Genomic DNA, 24322 nt, shown 5'->3' with positions numbered 1-24322 from the left:
TCAGGAGGATACGTCAAAATGGCAAGCTCGGCCGCCGCTTCCGGTGACGTCAAACGCCGCACCTTCGGCGAAGTGCTCAACAGCGACATGCGTGCACTGCCCGTAATAATCGGGCTCGTGGCGCTGTGGGTATTCTTCGCCTTGCAGAGCAACGTCTTTCTGACACCGCAGAACCTGTCGAACCTGCTCGTCCAGAGCACGGTTGTGGGCATCATGGCGATCGGTCTGATGTTCGTGCTGCTGGTCAAGGAAATCGACTTGTCGGTCGCGGCGATCAACGGCGTGACATCGGTCCTGATGGCCAAGCTTGTTGTCGATTACGGCGTTTCGCCCTGGCTGGCGGTGACGGTCGCAATCGTGATGGGTGCTGCTATCGGCAGCTTTTCGGCGCGCTGGGTCACGTTTGTCGGCGTACCATCCTTCGTGGTGACGCTAGGGCTTGGACTGGCCCTCAATGGCTTGCAACTCGTCCTTCTGCCGCCCACCGCCCGCTACGGGTTGATGGGAACCGGCATCGACAAGATCGCCGAGACCAAGATTTCGGGAATCACGTCATGGGCCGCGCTGGTGATCGGACTCGTCGCGTTTGCCGCTCTGGTCCTGTCAGGGATCGCTCGTAGAAAACGCGCCGGTCTGGAAGCTTCCCTGTTCAGCCGATTTGTGCTGCCGCTTGGTGCTGCCGCGATTTTTGGCGCCATCGTCGTGACGATCCTCAACGCACATCAGGGCATACCGGTCGTGGTTTTGATCTTTGCGATCCTGCTCGGGATAGGCGGGTATATCCTCAAGGAAACCCGGTTCGGCCTCTACCTTTATGCTGTAGGCAACAATGACGAGGCTGCGCGACGGGCCGGCGTCAAGGTTCCGCGCATCAAGATGGCGGCCTTCGCCATTGCCGGCGGCATCGCAGCGCTGGCCGGCGTACTGGGCGCATCGCGGGCACTGGGCGTTGGCGTCTTCTCCGGTGGCGGGGTAGGGGGCGGCACATTGCTGCTGGAATCGATCGCCGCTACCGTCATCGGCGGCGTAAGCCTGTTCGGCGGCCGCGGCTCCATTCACGCGGCTTTGTTGGGCGCGCTGGTCATCGGAACAGTCCAGAACGGGCTCAACCTGATGGGCGTCGAGAACTGCGTTCGCCTCATCGTGACGGGACTGCTTCTCGTGCTGGCCGTCTCGATCGACAAGCTGATCGAAAAGGCCATGGGCCAGCAGAATTTCTGATTTGCGTTGGCTTCGACCCAATCACGCTGAAACGATCGGTGAAAACTGGAAGGCAGTAGTCGCCCGCTTACCTGGGCTGCTATGAAAATCCGGTATTGCTTCAGCGTAGGTGCTCGATCCGTCATGCGATGGTCAAGGATTTGGCAAGTCGTCGGTGTCGGCCTGTTGGTCACGGCATTTCCGTTTGCCGCGCAGGCAGCCTCACCAGTCGTGTTGTGCGGCGAACTGGCCAAGCTGGCGCTGCCAAACGCAAGGGTCACTGCCGCCGAGCTGGTGGCTGCGGGTCAGTACCAGATGCCCGATGACCCGCTTTCGCAGATCATGGGCCAGCCAGGGATGAACGTGGCCGGCCACGCCAAGGAAGCGCCCAATCCTGCATTCTGCCGCGTGGCGGCCACCCTCACACCCAGCAGCGATTCAGCCATTGGGGTCGAGGTCTGGCTGCCGGTGGCTGGTTGGAACGGCAAGTTCCTTGGCGTCGGCAATTTCGGCTGGGCCGGCTCCCTCATGGTGTCGGGCATGCTAAGCGGGCTTGTGGAGGGCTACGCCACCGCAAGCACCGACACGGGGCATGATAGCGCCATCCCGGAAGGCCAGGGTGGACGCTTCGCGCTCGGCCACCGCGAGAAGCTGATCGACTATGCGTACCGCGCCGATCACTTGATGACGGTCGCGGCCAAGGCGATCATCAAATCCTTCTACGGCAAGAGAGCCGCTCGATCCTATTGGATCGGCTGCTCGCTCGGCGGGCTGGAAGGGCTGATCGAAGCCAAGCGATATCCAGAAGACTATGACGGCATCGTCGTGGGTGCGCCGCCCAATCCGATCGTCAACTTCAATGCCGAGCAGCTCTGGGCCGGCTGGATAAGCGACCGCAATCCGGACATGCAGATCCCCAAGCCCAAATTCGCCATGGTGAACGATGCCGTGATGAAGCAATGCGCCTCGCCGGTTGGCCTCAAGCAGGGCTTTGTCGACGAGCCCGATAAATGTGCATTCAAGCCAAGGCAGTTGCTGTGCAAGGGCGCCGACGGCCCGGATTGCCTGACCGCACCGCAAGTCCGCATGCTGGAACAGATCTATGCCGGCCCGGTCAATCCGCGCAACGGCGAGCTCATCTTCCCGGGGCCGGCGAAAGGCAGCGAGGCAGGCTTCCCCGCCGACGGCAAGCCTTTTCCTGTAGCGTTGGACCTGTTCAAATACGCAGCATTCGAGAACCCGGACTGACGCGGAGAACTTTCTCTGCTCCGGCGAATAGCTGGTGCGGGCTGCGTTACCTTTCCCGCTCATGCCTTGAGATCGAATGCTGCTATCGTCGCCTCCGCAAGCGATCAAATCGCCTGGGGCTTGAAGCCGCTCTGAGCGACGGGCATCACCCCTTTAAGCAGGGCGACGGACTTTTCCAACCCTTCGAGGCTGTTGAGCAAAACGTCTTCATGTTCGATTGAAAGCCAGCCATCATAGCCCGCCATTGTCAGTCGGTAGCAGAATTGCCGCCACCATTCCTCGCCATGGCCGAAGCCAAGGGTGATGTAGGACCAGCTGCGGGCAGCGATATCCACCAGAGAGCCGTTTTCCAGGAGCGAGGTCCTGGCCTGCACCGGCGCGTTGAGCATCGTGTCCTTGGCGTGGACGTGATAGACGGCCTTGCCGAGCGCTTCGGCCGCAACGAGTGGATCCGCGCCCATCCAGAATAGGTGCGACGGGTCGAGATTTGCGCCGATGACCGGACCGATGGCCGTTCGCAGCTTGAGGAGCGACGGAACATTGTAGATACACTGGTTTCCGTGAAGCTCCAGCGCAATGCGTTCGACGCCGCATTCCCTGGCGAGTTTCGCAATGTCCGCCCAGAAAGGCAAAGCTTCTCATCCCGCTGGTAGCGCAGGATTTCTTGCGTCTCCGGCGGCCAGGAGGAGACCACCCAGTTCGGCATGAGGTCGTCTTGTGTCCTGCCGGCAGGCCGGACATCGTGCAGACAGTCTTGATCCCCATCTCGCCGGCGATGCGGATCGTGTCCTTCAGGCATTCGGCCTGCTCGGGCTGGGTTGGATGCAGCGGATTGCCGTTGGCGTTGAGCGAAATGATTTCGAGGCCGCGGCTTTCGAAGGCTTTGGCAAAGTTCCGACGCGCGTCCGCGCTAACCTGCATCGTCTTCAGGTCGAAATGGGGCGCAGTCGACCAACCGCCCGTGTTCACCTCGACCCCAGAGACGCCAAGGCGTGCGGCATGGTCGAGAAGTGCGTCGAACGTCATGCCGCCAAGGCTGTCGGAAACGAAGCCCAGTTTCATCTCTCTATCCTCTACCGGTCATACAGGGATGGCTTTTCCGCCCTCGCAATGGCGACTCGCCGACCCTCGTGAAGCGCTTTGACACCGGCTTCGGCGACCAGAGCCGTGCAGTAACCGTCCCAGACGTCTGCGGCCACCGCCGGGAATTCCCCTGTGCGACGAAGTGAAGGAAAGCCTTGTCCTGGAGCCGGTAGGCTTCGGCAAAACGTGGGCGCCAATCCGATGCATAGCGCTCGAAGGTCATGAGAGCGCCGTTTTGCCGCGTTGGGGCAGACACATTCAGAAAGATCGATCCCTTTTCGCCGACGAGTTCGCCGCGCACGTCATAGCCATAGGCGGCGTTATTGTTGATCTCGATGTTGACGAGCTGACCCCTGTCTGTTTCGAGAACCATGAAGACCGGCGCGCCAGTCTTCGATGCGTCGACGCCCCCCGGCTGGAAAACCGAGATTGCCGTATGATCGGCGCCCAGTACGAAGCGTGCGACGTCGAATTCATGCGGTGCGGAATTGGTGATCGCCATCTGGCCGGTGAAGTTGGCCGGCGCTTCCACGTTCCGGTGGAAGTTATGCATCATGATCGCTCGGCCAAGCGAGCCGTCGTCGAGCGCCGCCTTCATGTCGCGGTAGGCCGGATCGAAGCGGCGCATGAAACCAAGCTGGACGAACCGTCGGCCGTGCGACACTTCCGCCTCGATCACGCCCAGGCACTCCTTCGAGCTTTGCGACAACGGCTTTTCGCAGAGCACCGGCTTTCCGGCCTCGATCGCGGCGAGCGACAGCGGTGCATGGGTCTCGTCGGGGCTGGCAATCAGCACGGCGTCAACGTCGCTGCGCCGGATGGTTTCCAAGGGGTCCGTGGCGGCATAGGTCGCGCCGTGGTCCTGTGCCACCTTTCGGGCTCGTTCCGGTGAGGCGTCGCATACGACCTGGAGGCTTGCCCCCGGCAGGTCTTCGGCGACAATCCGGGCATGGTCGGCGCCCATGATCCCTGCGCCGATGATTGCTATTCTGATCGACATCTAATGCCCTATTTCTGAGAGCCTACCGGCGAAGAGACTTGTCTCCCTATGCCGCAAGGACAACGATCACGCCCGGAAGCAGTCGCGACCTAGTCAGACGGCGTAGGGCGTGAGCCAGGGCTGCCCTTCGGCTTCGGCGCTATCGACCACTGCATCGACGAAGGCCACGCCCTTCAGCCCGTCATAAGCGGTCGGCACGTTCAACCCTATTGCCGTTGCCTCGCGCCCCTCACGACGGGCGCGGATGGCTTCGGCAAAGCCACGATAGAGGTTGGCGAAGGCCTCCAGATAACCCTCGGGATGGCCGGGCGGTGTGCGGGTTCGCGCTTTCGTGGCCTCGCTGAGGTCGTCGGCGCCCCGCTTGATGGTCTCGGTGCGACCGAATAGGGGCGAGAAGATCAACTCGTTCGGTTGCTCCTGGAACCAGGCGAGACCGCCCTTTTCGCCGAAGACACGCAGCCGGATCCCGTTCGAGCAACCGAGTGCGACCTGTGACGACCAAAGCAAGCCTCGCGCGCCGCCCTCGTAGCGCAGGAGCACGTGGGCGTTGTCGTCAAGCACGCGTCCCTCGACGAAGGAAGCCAGGTCGGCGGTCAGAGCCTTAAGCTTCAGCCCGGTCACGAAGCCAGCCAGATGATAGGCGTGCGTGCCGATGTCGCCGATCGAACCGCCGCGCCCCGATCGCTTCGGGTCGGTGCGCCAGGCGGCCTGGACATTGCCTGCGGCCTCGATGGCCGTCGCCATCCATTCCAAGGGATACTCCACCTGCACGACGCGGATCGCGCCGAGCTTGCCTGCCGCCACCATCTCGCGCGCCTCATGCACCATCGGATAACCCGAATAGGTGTAGGTCACGCCCATGAAGCGTCCGGTCTCGCGCACCAGCTGTTCGAGCGCGATTGCGTCTTCGAGTGTATTGGTCAGCGGCTTTTCGCAGATTACCTCGTAGCCGGCCTCGAGAAAAGCCTTGGCGATCGGAAAATGGGTGTGGTTTGGCGTGCAGATCGCCACCACGTCGATGCGGTCCTCGCGGTCGTTCTCCGCGGCAATCATGGCCTTGAAGTCGTCATAGGATCGGGCTGGGTCGATACCTTGCGTTGCGGCGAAGCGGTGGCCGCGCACGGCATCCGCGTCGAAGGCGCCGGCGACAAGCTGGAAGGCGCCATCGAACCGGGCCGAGATGCGGTGGATGTTGCCGATATAGGCGCCTTCGCCGCCGCCGACCATGCCGAGCCGAAGCGGTCGCTGAAAATCCGCCGTCATGAGCGTGTGCTCCTGTCGATACCCAGGATTGCATCGTTGATCGTGCGGTCAGCACTGGCCTTGACGAAGTCGTCGAAGGCACGTTCGGAAACGCGGATGATGTGATCGGCGATGAAGCGGGCACCCTCAGCTGCGCCGTCCTCTGAATTCTTGAGGCAGCATTCCCACTCCAACACCGCCCAGCCGTCGAAATCGTAGCCGGAGAGCTTCGAGAAGATCGCCTTGAAGTCGATCTGTCCGTCGCCTGGGGAGCGGAAACGGCCGGCGCGCCGGATCCAGGGCTGGAAGCCGCCATAGGCGCCGGTCTTGCCGTCCGGCCGGAACTCGGCATCCTTGACGTGGAACATTTTGATGCGCTCGTGATAGTGGTCGATGTAGGCGAGATAATCGATGGCCTGCAGCACGAGATGGCTGGGGTCGTACATGATGTTGCAGCGCGGATGATTGCCGACGCGCTCCAGGAACATCTCGAAGGTCAGCCCATCATGCAGGTCCTCGGCAGGATGGATTTCGTAGCACAGGTCCACGCCACTCTCGTTGAAGGCATCAAGGATTGGCCGCCAGCGCCGCGCCTGCTCATCGAAGCCGTCCTCGATCAGCCCATCCGTCCATTGCGGATAGGGATAGAGAAAGGGCCACAGCAGCGAACCTGAGAACGTGACGTGGCGGTCTATGCCGAAACGCCTCGACGCCTTGGCGGCGAGATGAAGCTGCTCGACTGCCCACGCCTGCCGTGCGGCCGGATTGCCCCGCACCTCGGGTGCGGCGAAGGAATCCGCCGGATGATCGTAGGCGGGATGCAGGGCCACGAGCTGGCCTTGCAGATGCGACGCCAGTTCGGTGACAACCAGGCCGTGTTCGGCGAGCTTGCCGGCATACTCATCGCAATAGGTCTGGCTTTCAGCCGCTTGCTTCAAATCGATGACGCGCTTGTCCCAGGTCGGTATCTGCACGCCCTTGAAGCCCTTGGCCGACGCCCAGCCGGCCAATCCCTCTATGCTGTTGAACGGTGCTTCGTCGCCCGCGAACTGAGCCAGAAACACAGCTGGCCCCTTAATGGTCCGCATCTTGCTCTCCTTCTGGCGGCAGGGCCGCCGGTTCATCCGTTATCGAAACAATAGTCGCCTCGAAGAGTGACGCGGTTCCTCAAGGCAGCGCTTTCTTTTCCGTATCCGATTGGGCTTTCCGATGGCTTCAGAGCGTCATCGCCTTCTCAGGCACGACCATGGGGCCGGGTGCGGCGCCAAGCACAGTCTGATCATAATCCACGACTGCCCCCGTCATGAGCCCCGCATCGTCCGAAACGAGAAAGTTGACCGCCCGTGCCGCCTCGCGGGGGTCGATCAGGCGTCCGAAGGGCAGGTTTGCAACGGCTTTCGCTTCCCAGTCGGGATCGCCCTTCTCGCTCGCCTGCAATTCCCGCTCGTGATCGGACGCCATCCAGCCGATATCCAGCTGATTGACGCGGATGCGGTTCTTCATGACGGAAAACGCCGTGTTGCGGGTCAGCGTTGCCAGTGCCGCCTTAGTGGCGCAGTAGACGTTGATGAAAGGCTGGCCGGCCTGCTGCGAGATCGAGCCGATATTGCAGATCGCACCCTCGATGCCATGGCGGATCATGTGCCGGATCGCCTCCTGCATGAGGAAATAAGGTCCGCGCACATTCACGGCAAACAGAGCGTCGAACAATTCTGGCGACGTGTCGAGGATCGTGCCCCGGTCGGTACGGGCACCAGCATTGACGAGCACGTCGATCCTTCCGAAAACGCGCTCCGCTTCCGCGATCACGCGGCGGCAATCGTCGACATTTCCAAGATCGGCGTTGACATAATGCACGGGCACGCCCGTGGCGTGCGAAATGTCGGCGGCCACCGCGCGGCCCTTGGTTTCGTTGCGGCCAAGTGTGACGAGACCCGCGGCTCCGGCTTCGGCGAGCTGGCGAGCGATTGCCGCGCCCAGTCCCTGCGTCGATCCGGTGACGACGCAGATCTTACCATCCATCCGGTTCATGCGTTGTCCTCCACTGTGTAGCCAGCCGCGGCCATGACGCGCAGCAATTCCTTGTGACCTATCTTCGCCATTTCGAGCGGCGGGCTTTTGACGGGATCCTGCTCGGCTTCAACGACGAACCAGCCTTCGTAGCCGTAGCTCGCCAAGCGCTTGACGATCGCCTCGAAGTCGAGCGAGCCGTCACCGGGCACGGTGAAGGCTCCCTTGACCACCGCGTCGAGAAAACTTTCCCGGGTGCGGTCGAGCCCGTCCACGACTGCCTGGCGGATATCCTTGGTGTGTACATGCGAAATGCGGGCGTGGTGCTTGTCGACCACTCGCAGCACGTCGCCGCCGGCAAAGGCCATGTGGCCGGCATCGTAAAGCAAGGCCAGAGCCTCGCCGGAATGCTTCATCAAGAGGTCGAGCTCTTCCTCGGTCTCGATCGGCGCGGCCATGTGGTGGTGGTAGGAAATCGGCATGCCCTCGTCCGAACACCATTCGGCGAAGGCAGTCATCTTGCGACCATAGGTTCTGATCTCGTCTTGCGAGAGCCGCCGCTTGGTGGAAAGCGGCGCGGAGCGGTCGCCCTGTATGGTACCTGCAGTTTCGCCGTAGACGATGCAGGGGGCGTCGACGGCCTTGAAAAGCTGCATCTGCTGCGCGATGCGGTCTTTCTCCGCTTCGATATCGCCGTCAAGCAGCAGGCCGGAAAACCAGCCGCCACAGACGGTCATACCGTGCTGCCTCAGAATGGGTTCGAGCACGGCCGCGTCCATCGGGAAACGGCGACCGGTCTCCATGCCGGTAAAGCCCGCCTCGCGGGCCTGCCGCAGACACTCCTCCAGCGAAACGTCGTCGCTCAATTCGGCGAGGTCATCGTTCCACCAGGCGATCGGCGCGATGCCAAGCTTGGCTCTCATCTTGATCTCCATCATCATTCCAAGCCGCCGCCGACCACTTTCGGCGCCGCGAAAAAAACTGCCGGAACAATGCTCAGGGAGTGTGGCATCGTTCCGGCAGAGGACGCCCCGGGGGGCGTCCGAAAAACTTAGACTCCTATGCGCTGCCGCTTGCGGCCTTCGGCTTGCGCGGAATGGGCCTCGCGCACCTCGGCCCGCTCGCTGACCTGCGGCACGCCGACATCCCACCATGCGTCACCGGGTGTCCAGGTATAGCCATCGGAGACGATGGTAATGACCGTGGTACGATCCGTCCCCTTGGCCCACTCCACAGCCTGGCCGAGATCCGCAAGGCTCTCGACGCGTCGCGTAAGGGCGCCCATGGCCTCGGCATGTTTTGCAAAGTCGACCGAAAACGGCTCCTTGACCCGGCAATCCTTGATCATGTTGTTGAACGACGCGCCGCCCTTGGCATTCTGCAGCCGGTTGATCACCGCATAGCCGCCATTGTCACAGACGATCAGGATCATCTTGTGGCCGGCGAGAACCGAAGAGTAGACGTCGGAATTCATCATCATGTAGGTGCCGTCGCCGATCATCACGATCGGCGTGCGGCTCGGATCCGCCATCGCCGCTCCCCATCCGGCTGATATCTCATAGCCCATGCAGGAAAATCCGAACTCGCAATCGAACGTGTTCGGCTCTTTCACCCGCCAGTTCTTCATGACTTCCCCGGGCAGCCCGCCCGCCGCGGTGATCAGCAGATCCCGCTCGCCGGCCTTCGCGTTGACCACGCCGACGACCTGCGCGTAGGTCGGAACCGGGTCATTCGTGGGCTTCTGGAATCCGTCGAGCGCGGTGTTCCACTTGGCAAACTCGACCTTGCCTTTTTCGGTCCAGCCGCTGTCGGCCTTCCAGTCGCCGAGAGCGGCCTCGACTTCGTTGATGGTTTCCAGCGCATCGCCGACCACGGCGAGCGCCCGGTGCTTCGTGGCATCCCACCGTGCGGCGTTGATCGAGACGAATTTGGCGTCAGGACTGAACGCGCTCCATGATCCCGTCGTGAAGTCCATGAGCCGCGTCCCGACGGCCAGGATCACATCGGCTTCACCCGCAAGCGCGTTCGCGGATGTCGAGCCGACGATGCCTATTGGCCCAACATGGGCAGGATGGTCGTGTGTAACAGTGCCCTTGCCGGCGATGGTTTCGGCAAGCGGAATGCCACGCGCTTCAGCGAATTTGGCAAGAGTGGCCTCCGCACCGGAGTAACGCACGCCGCCGCCCGAAATGATCAGCGGACGCTTGGCCGTCTTGAGAAGACGCACCGCCTCTTCGAGGCGCCCGCGATCCGGCCGGGGGCGCGGAATCGCATGGACCGTGGGTTCGAAGAAGGACTCTGGATAATCCCAGGCGACTTCCTGCACGTCTTGGGGGAGGGCGATGAAGGCCGGCCCGCAGTCGGCCGGATCAAGCAGAACCGCGACCGCCTGGGGCAGGGAGGAGATGATCTGTTCGGGATGGACAATACGGTCCCAGTAGCGGGTCACCGCCTTGAACGCGTCGTTGACGTTGATTGAGGGGTCGCCGAAGTGCTCGACCTGCTGCATGACCGGATCGGGCCGGCGGCTGACAAAGGTGTCGCCTGCAAGCATCAGTACCGGAAGTCGGTTTGAATGGGCGACGCCCGCGGCGGTTACCATGTTCAGAGCGCCCGGGCCGATAGAGGTGGCGGCGATCATGATCTGGCGCCGGCGCTTCGCCTTCGCGAATCCGATCGCGGCCAGTGCCATCGACTGCTCGTTCTGGCCGCGCCATGTGGGCAGGACGTCCTGCGCCGCTTCGAGCGCTTCGGATAGGCAGGTGACGTTGCCGTGACCGAAAATGGCGAACACGCCCGCAAACAGCGGAACCTTGCTGCCGTCGACAACGGTGAATTGATTGCTCAGATAGCGCACGAGCGCCTGCGTCATGGTCAGACGAATGGTCTTCGTCATCGCTTCCTCCCTGGCGAATTTCCGTTGTGCAGACTATTACGAAATAATCATTGACAAATCAACCTCATTGCAACGATCATTGCAAAAATATTGTTGCGGAGGAATTCAATGCTCAGATTTGGCGTGCTCGGTTGCGGGCGCATCGGGCGCATGCATGCGGCTAACATCGCGGCCCATCCACGAACGAAACTCGCGGCGGTCTATGACGTCAATCGCGCCGCGGCCGACGAAGTGGCAGCCATGCTCTCCGTTTCCGCGTTGGATTCGGCCGACGCCATGTTCGACACGAACGATGTCGACGCCGTGTTGATCGCGACGGCCACCGATACCCATGTCGACTACATCGAGCGCGCAGTTGCAGCCGGAAAGCCGGTGTTGTGCGAGAAGCCCATCGACCTCGACCTGAAGCGTGTCGATCGCTGCGCGGCCAATATCCGTGGAAGCAAACTGCCCATCATGATTGGCTTCGTCCGCCGCTTCGACCCCGGGCACGCCGCTGTGCGAGAGGCTATCCAAAGTGGCAAGCTGGGCGAGCTCCACCAGGTGATCATCACGTCGCGAGATCCTGGCATGGCGCCATCTGCCTACATACGCGCGTCGGGCGGCATATTTCGCGACATGACGATCCACGATTTTGACATGGCTCGCTTCATGCTCGGTGAAGAGCCCATTGAGGTCTTTGCGACCGGCAGCCGGCTGGTCGACGCCGACCTGATGGCCGAGACGAATGACTGGGATACGGTGACCGTGGTTTTGAGCACCGCCAGCGGCAAGCAGTGCATCATCAACAACTCACGACGGGCGGTCTACGGATACGATCAGCGCGTCGAGGCTTTCGGATCGGCCGGCATGGCGATTTCCGAGAATCGCCGCGCGCATGAGGCCCGTATTTATGCCGATGGGTTGACCAATCGGGCGCAGCCCTACCTTCATTTCTTCATCGAGCGATACAGGGAAGCATTCAACGCCGAGATCGACGATTTTGTCGACGCCATCGAAAATGGGCGCCAGCCGTCGGTCATTTTCGAAGACGGACGCCTTGCCCTGGTTCTCGCGGAAGCAGCGATCAAATCCGTCGCTGAGCGTCGCGTGGTCAACATCAGCGAGATCGGTGCCGGCAATGTATGATAAATATGGACTTTTCATCGACGGTGAATGGCGCGCCGCTTCAGACGGAAGCACGGCGACGGTAGCCAGTCCCGTCACTGAACGCTCACTTGGCGACACTCCAACCGCGACGCTGGACGATACGCAAACTGCCTTGGCGGCGGCCGAACGTGGCCTTGGCGCCTGGCGGGCAAAGAGCGCGTTCGAGCGCGCCGATGCACTTCATGCCATCGCCGACGAAATGGGTAGGCGGCAGGACGAGGCTGCCCGGATGATTACGTTGGAGACTGGCAAGCCCATCGCGCAATCCGGACGCGAGTGGGTGCTGGCGACGGATCAGTTCCGTTGGTACGCCGAAGAGGCTCGACGCATTTACGGCCGCATTATCGAGAGCCGTGTCCCTGGAGGCCGCCTCGAAGTGCTGCATGAGCCGATCGGCGTCGTGGCGGCCTTTACGGCATGGAATTTTCCGGCAGCCCTCGTCGCCCGCAAGATTGCTCCAGCGCTTGCCGCCGGGTGTTCGGCCATCGTCCGGCCTTCCAGCCAGACGCCAGGCGTCGCGATGGTGATGATCGACTGCCTGCGTGCGGGCAAGCTGCCCCCAGGCGCGATCGGCCTTCTCGTCGGGTCGACGGCCACGACCTACGTGCCGTTGATGGCATCGGCGGTTGTGCGCAAGGTCTCGCTGACCGGGTCCACACGGGTCGGGCAGCAAATGCTGCGCGACGCAGCCGATACGGTGAAGAAGGTGTCGATGGAGCTCGGCGGCAACGCACCCCTGATCGTCTTCGACGACGCAGACATCGAAAGCGCACTCAACATGTCCGTGCCCACGAAATTCGCCAATGCCGGGCAAGTCTGCGTCACCCCGGACCGCTTCTTTATCCACGAACAAGTCCACGATGCTTTCGTCGACGGCTTCGTCGCGCGGGCGAAGGCCCTGAAGCTGGGCGATGGTCTCGATCCGACGGTGCAGATGGGTCCGCTGATCAATGCCAGGAGGCTCGACGAAATCGAAAAAATCGTCGCCGACGCAGAAAAGGCCGGCGCCAGGATTGCTGCCGGCGGTAGTCGCTCGCCAGCCTTCAATTCCGGCCATTTCTTTGAGCCGACGGTCCTTACCGATGTCGCAGACGACATGACCGTGTTTGCCGAGGAGAATTTTGGTCCGATCGCGGCCATCACTCGTTTCTCATCCGAGGAGGAGGTCCTGGGTCGGGCAAACGCCTCGAAGATGGGGCTATCTGCCTACGCCTTCACCCGGGATGCGGGGCGGGCCCGCAGAGTTGTCGCGACGCTCAAGGCCGGAATGATCGGCATCAACAGCTTTGCGCTTGCTGCTTCCGAGGCGCCGTTTGGCGGCACCAATCATTCCGGCATGGGCCGGGAAGGCGGCGCGGAAGGTATCCGGGACTATCTCGATACCAAGCTGGCTCAAATCGTATTCTAAGGAGCGTTTTTCATGATCAGGAACAGGCTCAAGCAGCTCTGGGCGGAAGGGAAGCCGACCATCAATGGCTGGCTTTCCATCGGCAACAGTTTCACCGCCGAGATCATGGCGGCGCAAGGTTACGACAGCATCGGCGTCGACCTCCAGCATGGCGCGCTCGACTACAGCGGCCTGTTGCCAATGCTCCAGGCGATGCGGGCCTCCGCGACGGTGCCACTCGTCAGGGTGCCTTGGCTGGAGCCAGGCATCATTATGAAAGTGCTCGATGCGGGTGCTTATGGCGTCATCTGTCCGATGGTGAATACGGCCGAACAGGCGGCCGAGTTTGTCAGCTACGTGCGCTATCCGCCACTCGGCAGCCGAAGCTTTGGTCCAACACGTGTGAACTTCGCTGCCGGCCCCAATTATGCTTCGGAATCCAATGGCGAGATACTTGCCTTTGCCATGGTTGAGACGGCCGAGGCGATGGAAAACCTCGACGCGATCGCTTCGACCCCTGGACTGGACGGGATCTACGTTGGTCCGGCCGACTTGACCCTCGGCGTGACCCAGGGCCGGCTGCCGCCTGCCTTCGACCGCGAGGAGCCGGAGATGATCGAGGCCATCCAGCGCATCGTGGCGGCGTGCAAAAGAACCGGCATAGCCGCGGCATTGCACTGTGGAACGCCGGCTTACGCGGCGCGTGCGATCGGGTGGGGCTACAACATGACCACAGTCTCCAATGATGTGCGCATGCTGGCCGGTGCGGCGGAAGCGAACGTCAAAAAGTTCAGGGAACTCACGGCCGGATCAAGCGTCAGCGCCGGTTCCAAGGGAGGGTACTGATGCCGCATGTCCTGGTTGCCGGAAAACTCCATCCGGCTGGAATTTCCTTGCTCGAGCAGGCCGCCGGCATCACCTACGATTACGTGGAGGAAGTCTCCGAGCCAAGCTATGCCGCGCTGATCGACAAGGCCGACGGGCTGGTGATCCGCACACAGCCTCTCTCGGCCGCGACCGTTGAGATGGGGCGCAGGCTCCGGATCGTGTCCCGTCACGGTGTCGGCTACGACTCTGTCGATTTGCCGTCCCTCAACAAGCGCGGGATCACGCTCGCCGTCGTCGGAGACGTCAATTCCATATCCGTCGCCGAGCACGCCATGATGATGCTCCTTGCCTGCGCCAAGCATGCTGTGCGCGGGGACCGGTCCGTTCGCGAGGGCGCCTGGAATTGGCGAAACAGGCTGGAAGCTTCGGAACTGGCCGGCAAGCGCCTGCTGATTCTTGGCTACGGCCGTATCGGCCGACATCTCGCGAAGATGGCGGCTGCCTTTTCCATGGAAATCGCCGCCTACGATCCGTATCTCGAAAAACTCGGATGGCCGGAAGGCCCTGCGAAAGCCGTTTCCGATCTGGCCTCGGCCCTTCAGTGGGCGGATGCGATTTCCGTGCATGCGCCCAAGGGCGATGCTCCTGTGATCGGCGAGCGCGAGTTCGCCCTCCTGAAGCCGGGCGCCTGGCTCGTGAACACCGCGCGTGGCGGCGTCGTCGATGAAAGGGCACTTCTTGCAGCCCTTGTGTCCGGCAAGGTGGCGGCCGCTGGCCTGGATGTGTTCGACGAGGAACCACCCGCTGCCGACAATCCGCTCCTGTCCTGCGATCAGGTGATCCTGTCGCCTCATATTGCCGGCCTCACGGTCGAATGCGGTGAACGTATGGCCGTGTCGGCGGTGCGCAACGTGCTCGATTTCTTCGAGAGCAGGATCGATCCAACGCTCGTCGTCAACGGCAAAGAGCTGGAGGGCCAGCCCGCGTTGTTGAACGGCCATTGATAGTCCTGGCCTCTGAACAACCACCGGGAGCCGCTACCAAAGGCCCTGTCAGCCCGGAGCAACAAGAACGTTGCAACAAAGCGGATGCTGCATCCCTGGGCAACCACTTGCAAGCGGCTCGGCATGAAGTTCCGCAAAAATATCGTGCTGAAAACAGTTACTTAGTCCGCATAGAAAATATTTGTTGCAAATTGTAAAACTCTGCAATAAGCATTGTTGCAGAAGAACTTCATACGCAATTTCCGTTGCAAAATGAGGCGAGGCGTGACTCCAAGAGCCGCCGGTCCATGGGAGGATGAACCACGTGTCTTTGCTTGAAGTGCAGGGCGTCGGCAAAAGCTTCGGAGCAATCCGCGCACTGTCTGACGTCAGCTTTTCGATCGAACCCGGTGAAGTGGCCGGCCTGATGGGCGACAACGGCGCCGGCAAGTCGACAATGGTCAAACTGATTTCGGGAAATTTTCCCCCGACCGAAGGGCAGATCAGAGTCGGCGGCAAGGCCTGCCACTTCCATAAGCCGCTCGATGCTCGCGCCGAGGGGATCGAGGTCGTGTATCAGGATCTCGCGCTGGCGGACAATCTAACCGCCGCGCAGAACGTGTTTCTAGGCCGAGAACTCAAAAAGGGCATCTGGCCTTTCCGAATACTCGATAAGCAGGCGATGATCGATCGCTCCGCGGAGCTGTTCGGCGAACTGAAATCAGAAACGCGGCCACGCGATCTCGTAAAAAAAATGTCGGGCGGTCAGCGCCAGGCAATTGCGATTTCACGGACCCGTTTGTCCAACGCCAGACTCGTCATTATGGACGAACCGACCGCTGCGATTTCCGTGCGCCAAGTTGCTGAGGTCCTGGAATTGATCCGGCGCATGAAAGCGCGCGGTGTCGCGGTGATCCTGATTAGCCACCGCATGCCAGACGTTTTTGCCGTCTGCGATCGTATCGTCGTACTACGGCGCGGCACGAAGGTTGCCGACAAACCCACCGTTCAGACATCTCCGGAAGAAATCACCGGACTAATCACGGGAGCGATCCGTGCAGCCTAACCAACTCCAAGCCGCGCCGGAAAGCCACGCCTCGATTGCCGACGTCGTCGGCATCGTGGAACAGTCCGCATTCCAGAAGCTGAGGACCAGCCAGGCCTTCTGGGTGTCGGTCGCGCTCTTCGTCCTTGTTGTGTTCATGAGCATACTGGAACCGAGCTTCGGCACAGCCGAAAACGCCACCAACATCACCCGGAATTTCGCGCTGATCGCCATCATGGGCCTGGGCATGACCGTGGTCCTGATCACGGGCGGGATCGACCTGTCGGTGGGGTCCGTCATGGGCCTCGTCGCCATCGTCGCCGGCGTGCTCCTGACCGCACACTATTCTTGGTATGTGGCATTTAGCGCGGGCGTTCTCGCCGGCATCGCCTGTGGGTCGTTCAACGGCTTTTTCGTCGCCTATATCGGCATGCCGTCCTTCGTGGTCACGCTTGGCACGCTGTCGATAGCGCGTTCGCTGGCGGTGGTGCTGTCAGGCAACCAAATGCTCTATCAGTTTGGGCCTGACGCCCCGATCGTGAAAGCCATCGGCCAGGCAAAGTGGCCGATACACTCCCCGGACGGCTGGGTTCCTTACTGGATCCCGCAGTTCTCATCCCACTTTTGGGTGATGGTTGTCATGGCGCTAGCCCTCGGCTGGGTGTTCATCTTCACCGCATGGGCTCGCCATCTGTTCGCGATCGGCGGTAATGAAAGCGCGGCCCGCATGACAGGCGTGCCCGTCGATCGGATCAAGTTCCAGGCCTACGTGTTTTCGTCCTTCTGTGCCTCAATCGCATCCCTGCTCCTGCTCGGCTACAGCGGCTCGGCGATCAACGCGGTGGGAACAGGTTACGAGTTGCGCGTTATCGCCGGCACCGTCATCGGCGGCGCCAGCCTGATGGGTGGCTACGGCACCGCGTTCGGCGCCGTCATCGGCTCAGCATTCCTGGAGGTCATCCGCAACGCCCTATTGATGGCAGGCATCGATTCCAACTGGCAGGGTGCCTTTGTCGGCATCTTCATAATTCTCGCTGTGCTTCTGGGTCTGGGTACTTCAGGCAAATCGCTGAAGTCCTTCTTCACCATCAAGCGTGGCTAGAGCTCTGCCGGCCTATGCCGGTGGAATATCCTGAGGTGAACACAACAAACGGAGGAACATCGATGAAGAAATATCTTTTGGCGGCTGCGGTTGCCGCGTCCGCCCTGACGGCGGGGCAGGCCTACGCCCAGCAGAAACTCGTATTCGCGCTGGTGCCGAAGAACATGAACAACCCTTATTTCGACCAGGCCCGTGACGGCTGCAAGAAGGCAGAGGCCGAGTCCAACGGCGCATTCGAGTGCATGTACATCGGACCCGGCGAGCACGGTGGCGGTGAAGAGCAGGTCCAGATCGTGCAGGATCTGGTTGCCAAGAAGGTCGATGGCATCGCAGTCGCGCCGGCGAACGCGGCCGCTATGGCCGTAGCACTGCAGGCCGCCAAGGAAGCCGGCATTCCCGTGCTGACCTGGGACGCCGATGTCTTACCCGAGAACAAGGACCTGCGCGCCTATGTCGGAACGCACAACTACGAGATCGGCGTGAACCTCGCCAAGATCGTGCAGACGATCAAGCCGAAAGGTGGCACCATCTGCATCCAGTCCGGTGGCGCGGCAGCGGCAAACCATAACGAGCGCATGCAAGGCATCCGCGACACGCTCTCCGCGACCAAGTCGGCCGCCTCGCCGGGCGATCCCCTGACCGGTCAGAACGGCTGGACCGAGGCGCCCGGCTGTCCGCTGTACACCAACGATGATTTCCCGCTGTCGGTGCAGCAGTTCCAGGACTACATGGCGAAGATGCCGAACCTTGACGCATTCGTGCCGACTGGCGGCTTCCCGCAATTTGTGCCGGACGCCAACCGCGCTGCGGTCGAGCCGTACAAGGACAAGATCGCCAAGAAGGAACTGGCGCTGGTCGTTGCCGATACCTTGCCCACGCAGATCGACCAGATGAAGGAAGGCTACTCCCTCGGCCAGGTCGGTCAGCGTCCGTTCGAAATGGGCTACAAGACCATGTTTGCGCTCAAGGACATGAAGGACGGCAAGCCTGCTCCGACCGATCCGACCTACACAGGACTTGACGTCTGCACGCCGGAGACGGTCGCCACCTGCATCGCGAAGTAATCAAAAAGGGGGCGGGAGACATCCCGCCTCCCATTTCATGGCCGACCAACGGCCGATCCGTTTCGAACTTACACCTTGTGAAACTCGGAAGCATGACTGCCAGACCTGAACTTCGAATTGGCCTGATCGGCTCCGGCTTCATGGGCAAGACCCACGTGTTCGGCTTCGCAACCGCGCAACGTGTGTTCGATCTTCCATTCGATATCGTTCTTGACACCATCGCCGACCGGGCCGATGACATCGCCTTTCAGGCATCTCAAGCGCTAGGATTTAAAAAATCGAGTGGCGACTGGCGCGCTCTGGTTTCCGATCCCGAAATCGACCTGATCGATATCACTGCGCCGAATGCCTTCCACAAGGAAATGGCGCTCGCCGCCATCGCTGCCGGCAAGCACGTTTACTGCGAAAAGCCGCTCGCACCGCTGGCTGCCGACGCCTTGGAAATGGCTGAGGCCGCCGAGAGGGCGGGCGTCTGTACCCAAGTCGGTTTCAATTACCTTTGTAATCCGATGCTGCGCTTGGCACGTGACATGATCCGGGACGGAGAGCTTGGCGAGATCCGGAGCTATCGCGGCATCCATGCCGAAGACTATATGGGTGATCCAGAAGCCCCGTTTACGTTCCGCCATGATCCAGCCGGTGGCGGTGCCCTTGCAGACCTCGGAAGCCACGCGCTTGCCACGGCCGAATATCTTCTCGGTCCGATAAGACGGGTTTTAGGTGATTGCGAGACGGTGATCAGTTCGCGCCCCGACAGTTCCGGCGGCCGACGAAATGTAGAAGTCGATGACCTGTCCCGGATGTTCGTTCGATTCGACAACGGCGCATCTGGCACAATCGAGGCGAGCTGGATCGCCACCGGCAGAAAGATGCAGCATGATTTCGAGGTGTACGGCACCGAGGGCGCGCTGGTCTTCTCGCAGGAGCGTTTCAACGAGTTGCACTTCTACAGCGTCGCGGACCGAGCTGGACGTCGTGGTTTCAGGCGCATCGAAGCCGGTCCGGACCATGACCCCTACGGTCTGTTCTGTGTCGCCCCCGGCCATCAGCTGGGTTTCAATGATCTCAAGGCCATTGAGATAGCGAACTTCGTGAAAGCTATTTCCGGAGAGGGGCCAGAACCGATGAGTTTCCAGTCGGGCGCGCGTGTCCAGGGCCTCGTTGAGGACGTAAGAAGGTCCTCCGGCAGCGGAGCGTGGATCGACGTCAGCGTGTAGGTGCTGCTCCGTGCTGCCGAAGGCCAGCGGGGCCGCTCGGTGATAGCAACAGCAACTGGAGCCCTTTCATGTCAATTCGGCTTGCCGTTGTCGGTGCGGGATCATGGGAAATGACCATGCTAGCATTTTCCCCGAAGATCTGCCGGGAGCGACGCTGCAGGTGATCTGCGATGCTCGGAGAAACGGGCACGTAATTTGGCGGAGGTTGAAATGGCGAGCCAGCCAGCTTTCTATCGCCCTGGGGATCAGGCGAAATCCATTAGGCTGGCCCACGGATCTAGTGCGGGCCAGAAAGTCATCCGGGGGTTCAGATCGTAGTCCGCCGCTTTTGACCGGCACCACTTCGCGTTGGATGATCGCAAAGCCTGAATTCGCGTTGCTCGCACAGGCAGCGGTCGCTCGGCGACCCGGCGTGCGCCCTTATGCCGGCAAGCCAGCCATCCGCATGGCGTCGGTGACGTCATCGATGATCTCAGGCGCAATTCCGACGGCGGCAGACCAGCGCCTGATGGTGAATTGCGGGTCGAGCGACAAAAGTCGCGTGGCCGCCGCTTTTGCCTCGTCGAGCCGCCCAAGCCTGGCCAGTGGTGCCGCCAACCATCCGTGCAGGATGCTGAAGCCGGGGTTCAGTTCCACCGCCCTTCGGCCGGCCGCGACGGCCTGTTCATGCCGGCCGGAGAGGAAATTACCGAACCCAATGATTCCTTGCGGCACGCAGCTCATGGCGTCGAGGGGGCTCAGCCGCATTGCCCGCTCGCACCAATCGATCGCGCGCGCCGCGTCGCCGCCATAGGCCACCGGCACGCAGCCAAAGGCATAGACGAAGGCGCAGGAAGCACTGAGCGCCAAAGCCTCTGTAAACGCCTCGTCGGCCAGCCTGCGGTCATGCTCCACGAGGCCAATGGTGAAGCCGGCCAGAGCGAGCGCCATCGCGTCGCCCGGACCGTGCTCGATCGCCGCATGGGCATGACGGATCGACTTCTCGCGGTTCGCCGCGTCCATGCCGCCGCGCACAAATAGGGTCTGATGCGCCCAGGCGGCAAAGCCATGGGCAAGAGCATAGGTCGGCTCGATGGCTAAAGCCTCGTTCAGCAGGGGCAGACCCTTGGCGGCACCCTGCGGCATGAAGGTGTAGATATCAGGCAGTGCGCGAAGCAGGAGATCATAAGCGTCGAGACTGTCAGGGCGCTGGCGCCGGACGCGTTCGATCTCGGCCCGGCGCAAATTGGGCTCTATCGCCGCGATGACGCTGACGGTGATTTCGTCCTGCAGCGCGAAGACGTCGGTCAGATCGCGGTCGTAGCGTTCGGCCCACAAATGGCTGCCGTCCTCCGCATCGATGAGCTGGCCGGTAATGCGCACGCGGCTTCCCACCTTGCGTACGCTGCCTTCCAGCACGTAGCGCACGCCGAGCTCGTGGCCGACCTGCTTCACGTCCACCGCGCGGCCCTTGTAGGTGAAGCTGGAGTTCCGCGCGATGACGAACAGCCACCTTATGCGCGACAGACCGGTGATGATGTCCTCGACCATGCCGTCGGCAAAATAGTCCTGATCCGGATCGCCGCTCAGGTTCACGAAGGCCAGCACGGCGATGGAGGGACGGGCGGGAATCCCCGAGGCAGGCTTCGGCTGCTCCACCGGCGTCGTCGCCTCGGTCTCCTCGCGGACGGTGCCGACGAAGCGAAGGCCCCTGCGCAGGATGGTGCGGATCAGACGCTGCTCATCGCCACTGTCTTGGAGCGCATTGCGGGCGGCGTTGATGCGGCTGGCGAGCGTGGCGTCCGAGACGATGCGGCCCCGCCAGACCGCATCGACCAGGTCGTCCTTGCTGACCACCCGTTCACGATTGCGGATGAGATATTGCAGCAGGTCGAACACCTGCGGCTCGACCGGGATCAGGTCGTTGCCGCGACGCAGTTCGCGCCGATCGCCGTCCAGAGCAAAATCCTCAAAAAGATACGGCAAAATTACTCGCTCCAGACCACGCGGCAAACAGGCCGACACTCTAACCGCGTCGTTGACGCAAAATCAAAGCGATCTCAATGCAAAATCAAGAGGTCCTGAAGGCCGCGTCAAAGCGCGCCACTTCGCCCCGCCGCATAGTCCTCCTGCAACAAACTCTTCAACCAACGTTTTTGAAAAAGGAGAACTCAAATGTCGAACACTGCAGCAAAGTCCGTCGTCCTCGTGCATGGCGGCTTCGTCGATGGATCCGGCTGGGACGGGGTCTATCAGATCCTCAAGAAGGACGGCTATGACGTGACCATCGTCCAGAACCCGACCACTTCGCTCGCCGACGATGTCGCCGTCACCAAGCGTGCCATCGCCGCCGCTCCGGGCGATGTCATCCTGGTCGGCCACTCCTATGGCGGCGTCGTGGTATCTGAGGCCGGCACAGATGCGAAGGTGGCAGGTGTCGTTTATATCGCAGCCTTCGCGCCGGACGCCGGCGAGTCGGTCTCGACCTTGATCGCCAACCCGCCGCCCGGAGCGTCCGTGCCGCCGATCCTGCCGCCCGTCGACGGCTTCCTGATGCTCGACAAGGCCAAGTTCGCCGCCTCGTTCGCAGCCGACGTCCGGCCCGGGCTCGCCTCCTTCATGGCGGATTCGCAGGTTCCGTGGGGCGTGGCGGCGCTCGAAGGCAAGGTCACTGCTCCGGCCTGGAGGGTAAAGCCCAGTTGGTATCTTGTCGCCACCGACGACAGGATGATCCCGCCGCCGGCGCAGCGCAACATGGCGAACCGGGCGCAGGCAACGACGGTGGAGGCGCCCGGCAGTCACGCCGTCTATGTCTCCGATCCTGCAGCTGTCGCAAGCCTCATCAAGCAGGCGGCCGCCGCCGTCGGCAACAACTGAACGCGCATCACCGTTGATGGGCTGCCTGGGCGCCGGGCGGCGCCTGGGACCGCTAGGCCGGCCGAACGACCGGATGCATCAGGACCTGACAGCTGTTGGCTGCATCAGAGCGAGCAATGCACCAATTTTGCTGCGACAAGATCCGCAAGGCCCGAGCCGACGGCTTTGAAAAGGGTGATCCGCTGCTCCTCCCCTTCATCTCCTCCCCTGCAAGCTCCGCAAGGTTGCCGCAGATGTGACTTGCCGATATGAGCGTGCTCGCAATCGGCTGACTCAAATCTCCGGCCTCATGCAACGCATGAGGGGTGTCCACATATACGACCGCACGTAACACAGCCTCGGAGTCCGCCTCACGCATCTTTGGTGTGAAGCCTCCAATCAGGTCAACATGGATTCCAGGGGAGAGCCATGCGCCATGAATCAAAGGTGACGTGGCAAGCGTCGCCGCGCTGACAATATCCGCGTTTCTGATCTCGCTTCGAGCCCACTCACGATTGATGCTGAGAAACCTTGTTGATCAGATCGGCAACCATGCGGTCCGCGCTCTCCGAATTGATATCCCATCCCTCGGCAATTGGACGAACGGCACGATCTTCCTTCGGTACAGGGCTGGCGACGCGGCCTGAGCCGAGGACGAGCAGTTTTCGCGAGTCCTCACGCGAAAGGCACGCGCCGCGAGCGCCGAAGTCGCCACTGTCCGCCGCGCTGTGATGACGTTGCCGTCCATCATGGACAGCACATGCTTGATCCAACCGATCCGTTCTCTACCGGCTATGAGGTTTCCGACACTTGGCCGGCTAAGAACTTGCCCGGTTGAGAATATGAGCTGAAAGCGACAGAGCCCTGCGAACGCCAGCATCGGATGATCCGCTCTCGTCGAATGACGCAAGGTCTCAAAAACGGGGAGAGCTCTACACGTCCCCCTGAATGTCTGCTTCTGCTGGCCAAGCCCTTCAATCGCCCGCTTTCAGGAACTTCGGCGGCTTCATGCCCGGCCCGACACCGGGCGGCGTGCCGGTGGAGATGTTGTCGCCCGGATGCAGCGACATGAACTGGCTGAGATAGGAAACCAGATAGGCCACACCATAGACCATGGTCTTGGTCGAGCCGTTCTGCATTGTCTTGCCGTTGACGGTGAGCCACATCTTGATGTTCTGCGGGTCCTTCACCTCGTCCTGGTGACCAGCCACGGGCCGATCGGGCCGACGGTGTCGCAGCTCTTGCCCTTGGTCCACTGGCCCTGGCGCTCGGCGAGCGTAGCCGGGCGTTTTCCGGAATAGCCCTAATCGTGAGGGCTCAAGGGCTGGCGGGCGCGCTCACAGCGACCGCTCCTGGCGCTGCTCTTTCTAGGCGTCGGCCTAGCCGTCGGCGCGCTTGTCGCCGTTGTCACCCAATTCGTCATCGAAACCACTGCAGCCCTTCAAAGCACCGCGACGAACCGGGTAGGACCGCTGCCTGGCCCGATGCAAGACCGAGCCTCAGGCATCCCTGATCAAGCTCTCAATCTCCTAGGCAGCCTTAAGCTCAATTTGTGGTCACAGGCTTCGAACGCATTCTCGACACGGTCTCGCGCTCGGCCCGCTTCGAACGCATTGGCGGCAGGCCGCGGTCGATCAGGTCCATGTCCTCCAGCACCATGTCGCCCATGCGCTTGAAGGCGATGTCGAGCGCGCCGGCGCGGTGGGCCGAGCGCAGGAAGCCGGGCAGGGCACGCACTGGATGGTCCTGTGCCAGCGGTTCTTCCGGGAAGACGTCGCTGGCGGCGACGATATGGCCGCTCTTCACCGCCGCCATCAGCGCCGGAAAATCGACGACGCCGGCGCGGCTGAGCAGGATGAAGGCGGCGCCCTTGCGCATGCTGGCGAAGGCCTCGGTGCCGAGAAAGCCCTGGTTCTCGCTGGTCACCGAGGCGACGACGAAGACGAAATCGCTGGTCGACAGCACGTCGTCGAGCGAGGCCGGCTCGACGCCATTGTCGACGAGGATCGATGGCGGTAGCCAGGGATCGAAGA

The 24322-nt window shown here is 61.8% G+C and carries 19 protein-coding genes and 3 pseudogenes; 11 read left to right on the top strand and 11 right to left on the bottom strand.

Annotated features, from left to right (window positions below; all coding sequences use genetic code 11):
* Nucleotides 1-18 precede the first annotated feature (18 nt).
* Together NKJ90_RS23855 and NKJ90_RS23850 are read left to right on the top strand one after the other, a co-directional pair.
* On the top strand, nucleotides 19-1221 hold the full coding sequence (locus NKJ90_RS23855) for a sugar ABC transporter permease (protein WP_352486957.1): 1203 nt from the start codon (nucleotides 19-21) through the stop codon (nucleotides 1219-1221).
* 165 nt (nucleotides 1222-1386) lie between these two features.
* The gene (locus tag NKJ90_RS23850) at nucleotides 1387-2448 is read left to right on the top strand and encodes a tannase/feruloyl esterase family alpha/beta hydrolase (RefSeq protein ID WP_352486956.1); all 1062 of its coding nucleotides are present in this window, start codon (nucleotides 1387-1389) and stop codon (nucleotides 2446-2448) included.
* Between the two features lie 104 nt (nucleotides 2449-2552).
* Here NKJ90_RS23850 and NKJ90_RS23845 read toward each other — a convergent pair.
* The 7 genes and pseudogenes from NKJ90_RS23845 to iolD all read right to left on the bottom strand — a co-directional run bounded on the left by NKJ90_RS23845 (nucleotide 2553) and on the right by iolD (nucleotide 10679).
* Nucleotides 2553-3510 (bottom strand): annotated as a pseudogene (locus NKJ90_RS23845) (sugar phosphate isomerase/epimerase family protein).
* Between the two features lie 11 nt (nucleotides 3511-3521).
* A pseudogene (locus NKJ90_RS23840) lies at nucleotides 3522-4531 on the bottom strand (Gfo/Idh/MocA family oxidoreductase).
* A gap of 93 nt (nucleotides 4532-4624) precedes the next feature.
* Entirely contained in the window at nucleotides 4625-5794 is a 1170-nt protein-coding gene (locus tag NKJ90_RS23835; protein ID WP_352486954.1) for a Gfo/Idh/MocA family protein, read from the bottom strand.
* Complete coding sequence (locus NKJ90_RS23830) at nucleotides 5791-6861, bottom strand: sugar phosphate isomerase/epimerase family protein (protein ID WP_352486953.1); 1071 nt, start codon at nucleotides 6859-6861, stop codon at nucleotides 5791-5793. Before NKJ90_RS23830 ends, NKJ90_RS23835 begins: the two co-directional genes overlap by 4 nt.
* A 127-nt stretch (nucleotides 6862-6988) precedes the next feature.
* Nucleotides 6989-7804 carry an SDR family oxidoreductase gene (locus tag NKJ90_RS23825; protein WP_352486951.1) on the bottom strand — a complete coding sequence of 272 codons (816 nt, stop codon included), beginning with the start codon at nucleotides 7802-7804 and terminating at the stop codon, nucleotides 6989-6991.
* On the bottom strand, nucleotides 7801-8706 hold the full coding sequence (iolE, locus tag NKJ90_RS23820; protein WP_352486949.1) for a myo-inosose-2 dehydratase: 906 nt from the start codon (nucleotides 8704-8706) through the stop codon (nucleotides 7801-7803). The genes NKJ90_RS23825 and iolE overlap by 4 nt, the downstream gene beginning before the upstream one ends.
* 128 nt (nucleotides 8707-8834) lie before the next feature.
* A complete protein-coding gene (gene iolD / locus NKJ90_RS23815) occupies nucleotides 8835-10679 on the bottom strand; it encodes a 3D-(3,5/4)-trihydroxycyclohexane-1,2-dione acylhydrolase (decyclizing) (protein WP_352486947.1) in 1845 nt (614 codons plus the stop codon).
* A 108-nt stretch (nucleotides 10680-10787) separates the two neighbouring features.
* On the opposite strand from iolD, the gene iolG reads away from it, so the two are divergent.
* From iolG to NKJ90_RS23775, 8 genes are all read left to right on the top strand, one after another.
* Nucleotides 10788-11807 (top strand): inositol 2-dehydrogenase, encoded by a 1020-nt coding sequence (iolG, locus tag NKJ90_RS23810; protein ID WP_352486946.1) that lies wholly within the window; start codon nucleotides 10788-10790, stop codon nucleotides 11805-11807.
* Nucleotides 11800-13236, top strand: coding sequence for an NAD-dependent succinate-semialdehyde dehydrogenase (locus tag NKJ90_RS23805; protein WP_352486944.1), 1437 nt, complete (start codon nucleotides 11800-11802; stop codon nucleotides 13234-13236). The genes iolG and NKJ90_RS23805 overlap by 8 nt, the downstream gene beginning before the upstream one ends.
* A 12-nt stretch (nucleotides 13237-13248) precedes the next feature.
* Nucleotides 13249-14061, top strand: a complete 813-nt coding sequence (locus NKJ90_RS23800; protein WP_352486943.1) for an HpcH/HpaI aldolase family protein — start codon at nucleotides 13249-13251, stop codon at nucleotides 14059-14061.
* On the top strand, nucleotides 14061-15047 hold the full coding sequence (locus tag NKJ90_RS23795; protein WP_352486942.1) for a hydroxyacid dehydrogenase: 987 nt from the start codon (nucleotides 14061-14063) through the stop codon (nucleotides 15045-15047). The genes NKJ90_RS23800 and NKJ90_RS23795 overlap by 1 nt, the downstream gene beginning before the upstream one ends.
* Nucleotides 15048-15342: 295 nt before the next feature.
* A complete protein-coding gene (locus NKJ90_RS23790) occupies nucleotides 15343-16092 on the top strand; it encodes an ATP-binding cassette domain-containing protein (RefSeq protein WP_502904940.1) in 750 nt (249 codons plus the stop codon).
* Nucleotides 16082-17173, top strand: coding sequence for an ABC transporter permease (locus tag NKJ90_RS23785; RefSeq protein ID WP_352486940.1), 1092 nt, complete (start codon nucleotides 16082-16084; stop codon nucleotides 17171-17173). The genes NKJ90_RS23790 and NKJ90_RS23785 overlap by 11 nt, the downstream gene beginning before the upstream one ends.
* 62 nt (nucleotides 17174-17235) lie before the next feature.
* Complete coding sequence (locus tag NKJ90_RS23780; protein WP_352486938.1) at nucleotides 17236-18237, top strand: substrate-binding domain-containing protein; 1002 nt, start codon at nucleotides 17236-17238, stop codon at nucleotides 18235-18237.
* 92 nt (nucleotides 18238-18329) lie between these two features.
* Nucleotides 18330-19454, top strand: coding sequence for a Gfo/Idh/MocA family protein (locus NKJ90_RS23775; RefSeq protein WP_352486937.1), 1125 nt, complete (start codon nucleotides 18330-18332; stop codon nucleotides 19452-19454).
* Nucleotides 19455-19874: 420 nt separating this feature from the next.
* Here the strand turns inward: NKJ90_RS23775 and NKJ90_RS23770 are convergent, their stop codons facing one another.
* Nucleotides 19875-21419 (bottom strand): winged helix-turn-helix domain-containing protein, encoded by a 1545-nt coding sequence (locus NKJ90_RS23770; RefSeq protein ID WP_352486935.1) that lies wholly within the window; start codon nucleotides 21417-21419, stop codon nucleotides 19875-19877.
* A gap of 189 nt (nucleotides 21420-21608) precedes the next feature.
* Here NKJ90_RS23770 and NKJ90_RS23765 point away from each other — a divergent pair, with 189 nt between their 5' ends.
* Nucleotides 21609-22310 (top strand): alpha/beta hydrolase, encoded by a 702-nt coding sequence (locus tag NKJ90_RS23765; RefSeq protein WP_352486934.1) that lies wholly within the window; start codon nucleotides 21609-21611, stop codon nucleotides 22308-22310.
* 52 nt (nucleotides 22311-22362) lie between these two features.
* Here the strand turns inward: NKJ90_RS23765 and NKJ90_RS23760 are convergent, their stop codons facing one another.
* The 3 genes and pseudogenes from NKJ90_RS23760 to NKJ90_RS23750 form a co-directional block, all read right to left on the bottom strand.
* Nucleotides 22363-22734 (bottom strand): hypothetical protein, encoded by a 372-nt coding sequence (locus tag NKJ90_RS23760; RefSeq protein ID WP_352486933.1) that lies wholly within the window; start codon nucleotides 22732-22734, stop codon nucleotides 22363-22365.
* Nucleotides 22735-23263: 529 nt separating this feature from the next.
* Nucleotides 23264-23508 (bottom strand): annotated as a pseudogene (locus NKJ90_RS23755) (fumarylacetoacetate hydrolase family protein).
* A 326-nt stretch (nucleotides 23509-23834) separates the two neighbouring features.
* Nucleotides 23835-24322: NAD(P)-dependent oxidoreductase (locus NKJ90_RS23750; RefSeq protein ID WP_352486931.1), on the bottom strand; the 488-nt coding region annotated here is incomplete at its 5' end.

This window comes from Mesorhizobium sp. M0051, from assembly GCF_040323235.1.
GTDB lineage: Bacteria > Pseudomonadota > Alphaproteobacteria > Rhizobiales > Rhizobiaceae > Mesorhizobium.
The sequence above is the reverse complement of the archived record's forward strand: the minus strand, read 5'-3'. Positions and strand labels throughout refer to the sequence as shown.

Excerpts from the sequence above, each read along its gene's own strand:
- NKJ90_RS23795 (WP_352486942.1), top strand. The coding sequence starts at position 14,061 with ATGCCGCATGTCCTGGTTGCCGGAAAACTCCATCCGGCTGGAATTTCC.
- NKJ90_RS23775 (WP_352486937.1), top strand. The coding sequence starts at position 18,330 with ATGACTGCCAGACCTGAACTTCGAATTGGCCTGATCGGCTCCGGCTTC.
- NKJ90_RS23790 (WP_502904940.1), top strand. The coding sequence starts at position 15,343 with ATGAACCACGTGTCTTTGCTTGAAGTGCAGGGCGTCGGCAAAAGCTTC.
- NKJ90_RS23835 (WP_352486954.1), bottom strand. The coding sequence starts at position 5,794 with ATGACGGCGGATTTTCAGCGACCGCTTCGGCTCGGCATGGTCGGCGGC.
- iolD (WP_352486947.1), bottom strand. The coding sequence starts at position 10,679 with ATGACGAAGACCATTCGTCTGACCATGACGCAGGCGCTCGTGCGCTAT.
- NKJ90_RS23825 (WP_352486951.1), bottom strand. The coding sequence starts at position 7,804 with ATGAACCGGATGGATGGTAAGATCTGCGTCGTCACCGGATCGACGCAG.
- NKJ90_RS23780 (WP_352486938.1), top strand. The coding sequence starts at position 17,236 with ATGAAGAAATATCTTTTGGCGGCTGCGGTTGCCGCGTCCGCCCTGACG.
- NKJ90_RS23800 (WP_352486943.1), top strand. The coding sequence starts at position 13,249 with ATGATCAGGAACAGGCTCAAGCAGCTCTGGGCGGAAGGGAAGCCGACC.
- iolE (WP_352486949.1), bottom strand. The coding sequence starts at position 8,706 with ATGAGAGCCAAGCTTGGCATCGCGCCGATCGCCTGGTGGAACGATGAC.
- NKJ90_RS23830 (WP_352486953.1), bottom strand. The coding sequence starts at position 6,861 with ATGCGGACCATTAAGGGGCCAGCTGTGTTTCTGGCTCAGTTCGCGGGC.
- NKJ90_RS23805 (WP_352486944.1), top strand. The coding sequence starts at position 11,800 with ATGTATGATAAATATGGACTTTTCATCGACGGTGAATGGCGCGCCGCT.
- NKJ90_RS23765 (WP_352486934.1), top strand. The coding sequence starts at position 21,609 with ATGTCGAACACTGCAGCAAAGTCCGTCGTCCTCGTGCATGGCGGCTTC.
- NKJ90_RS23855 (WP_352486957.1), top strand. The coding sequence starts at position 19 with ATGGCAAGCTCGGCCGCCGCTTCCGGTGACGTCAAACGCCGCACCTTC.
- iolG (WP_352486946.1), top strand. The coding sequence starts at position 10,788 with ATGCTCAGATTTGGCGTGCTCGGTTGCGGGCGCATCGGGCGCATGCAT.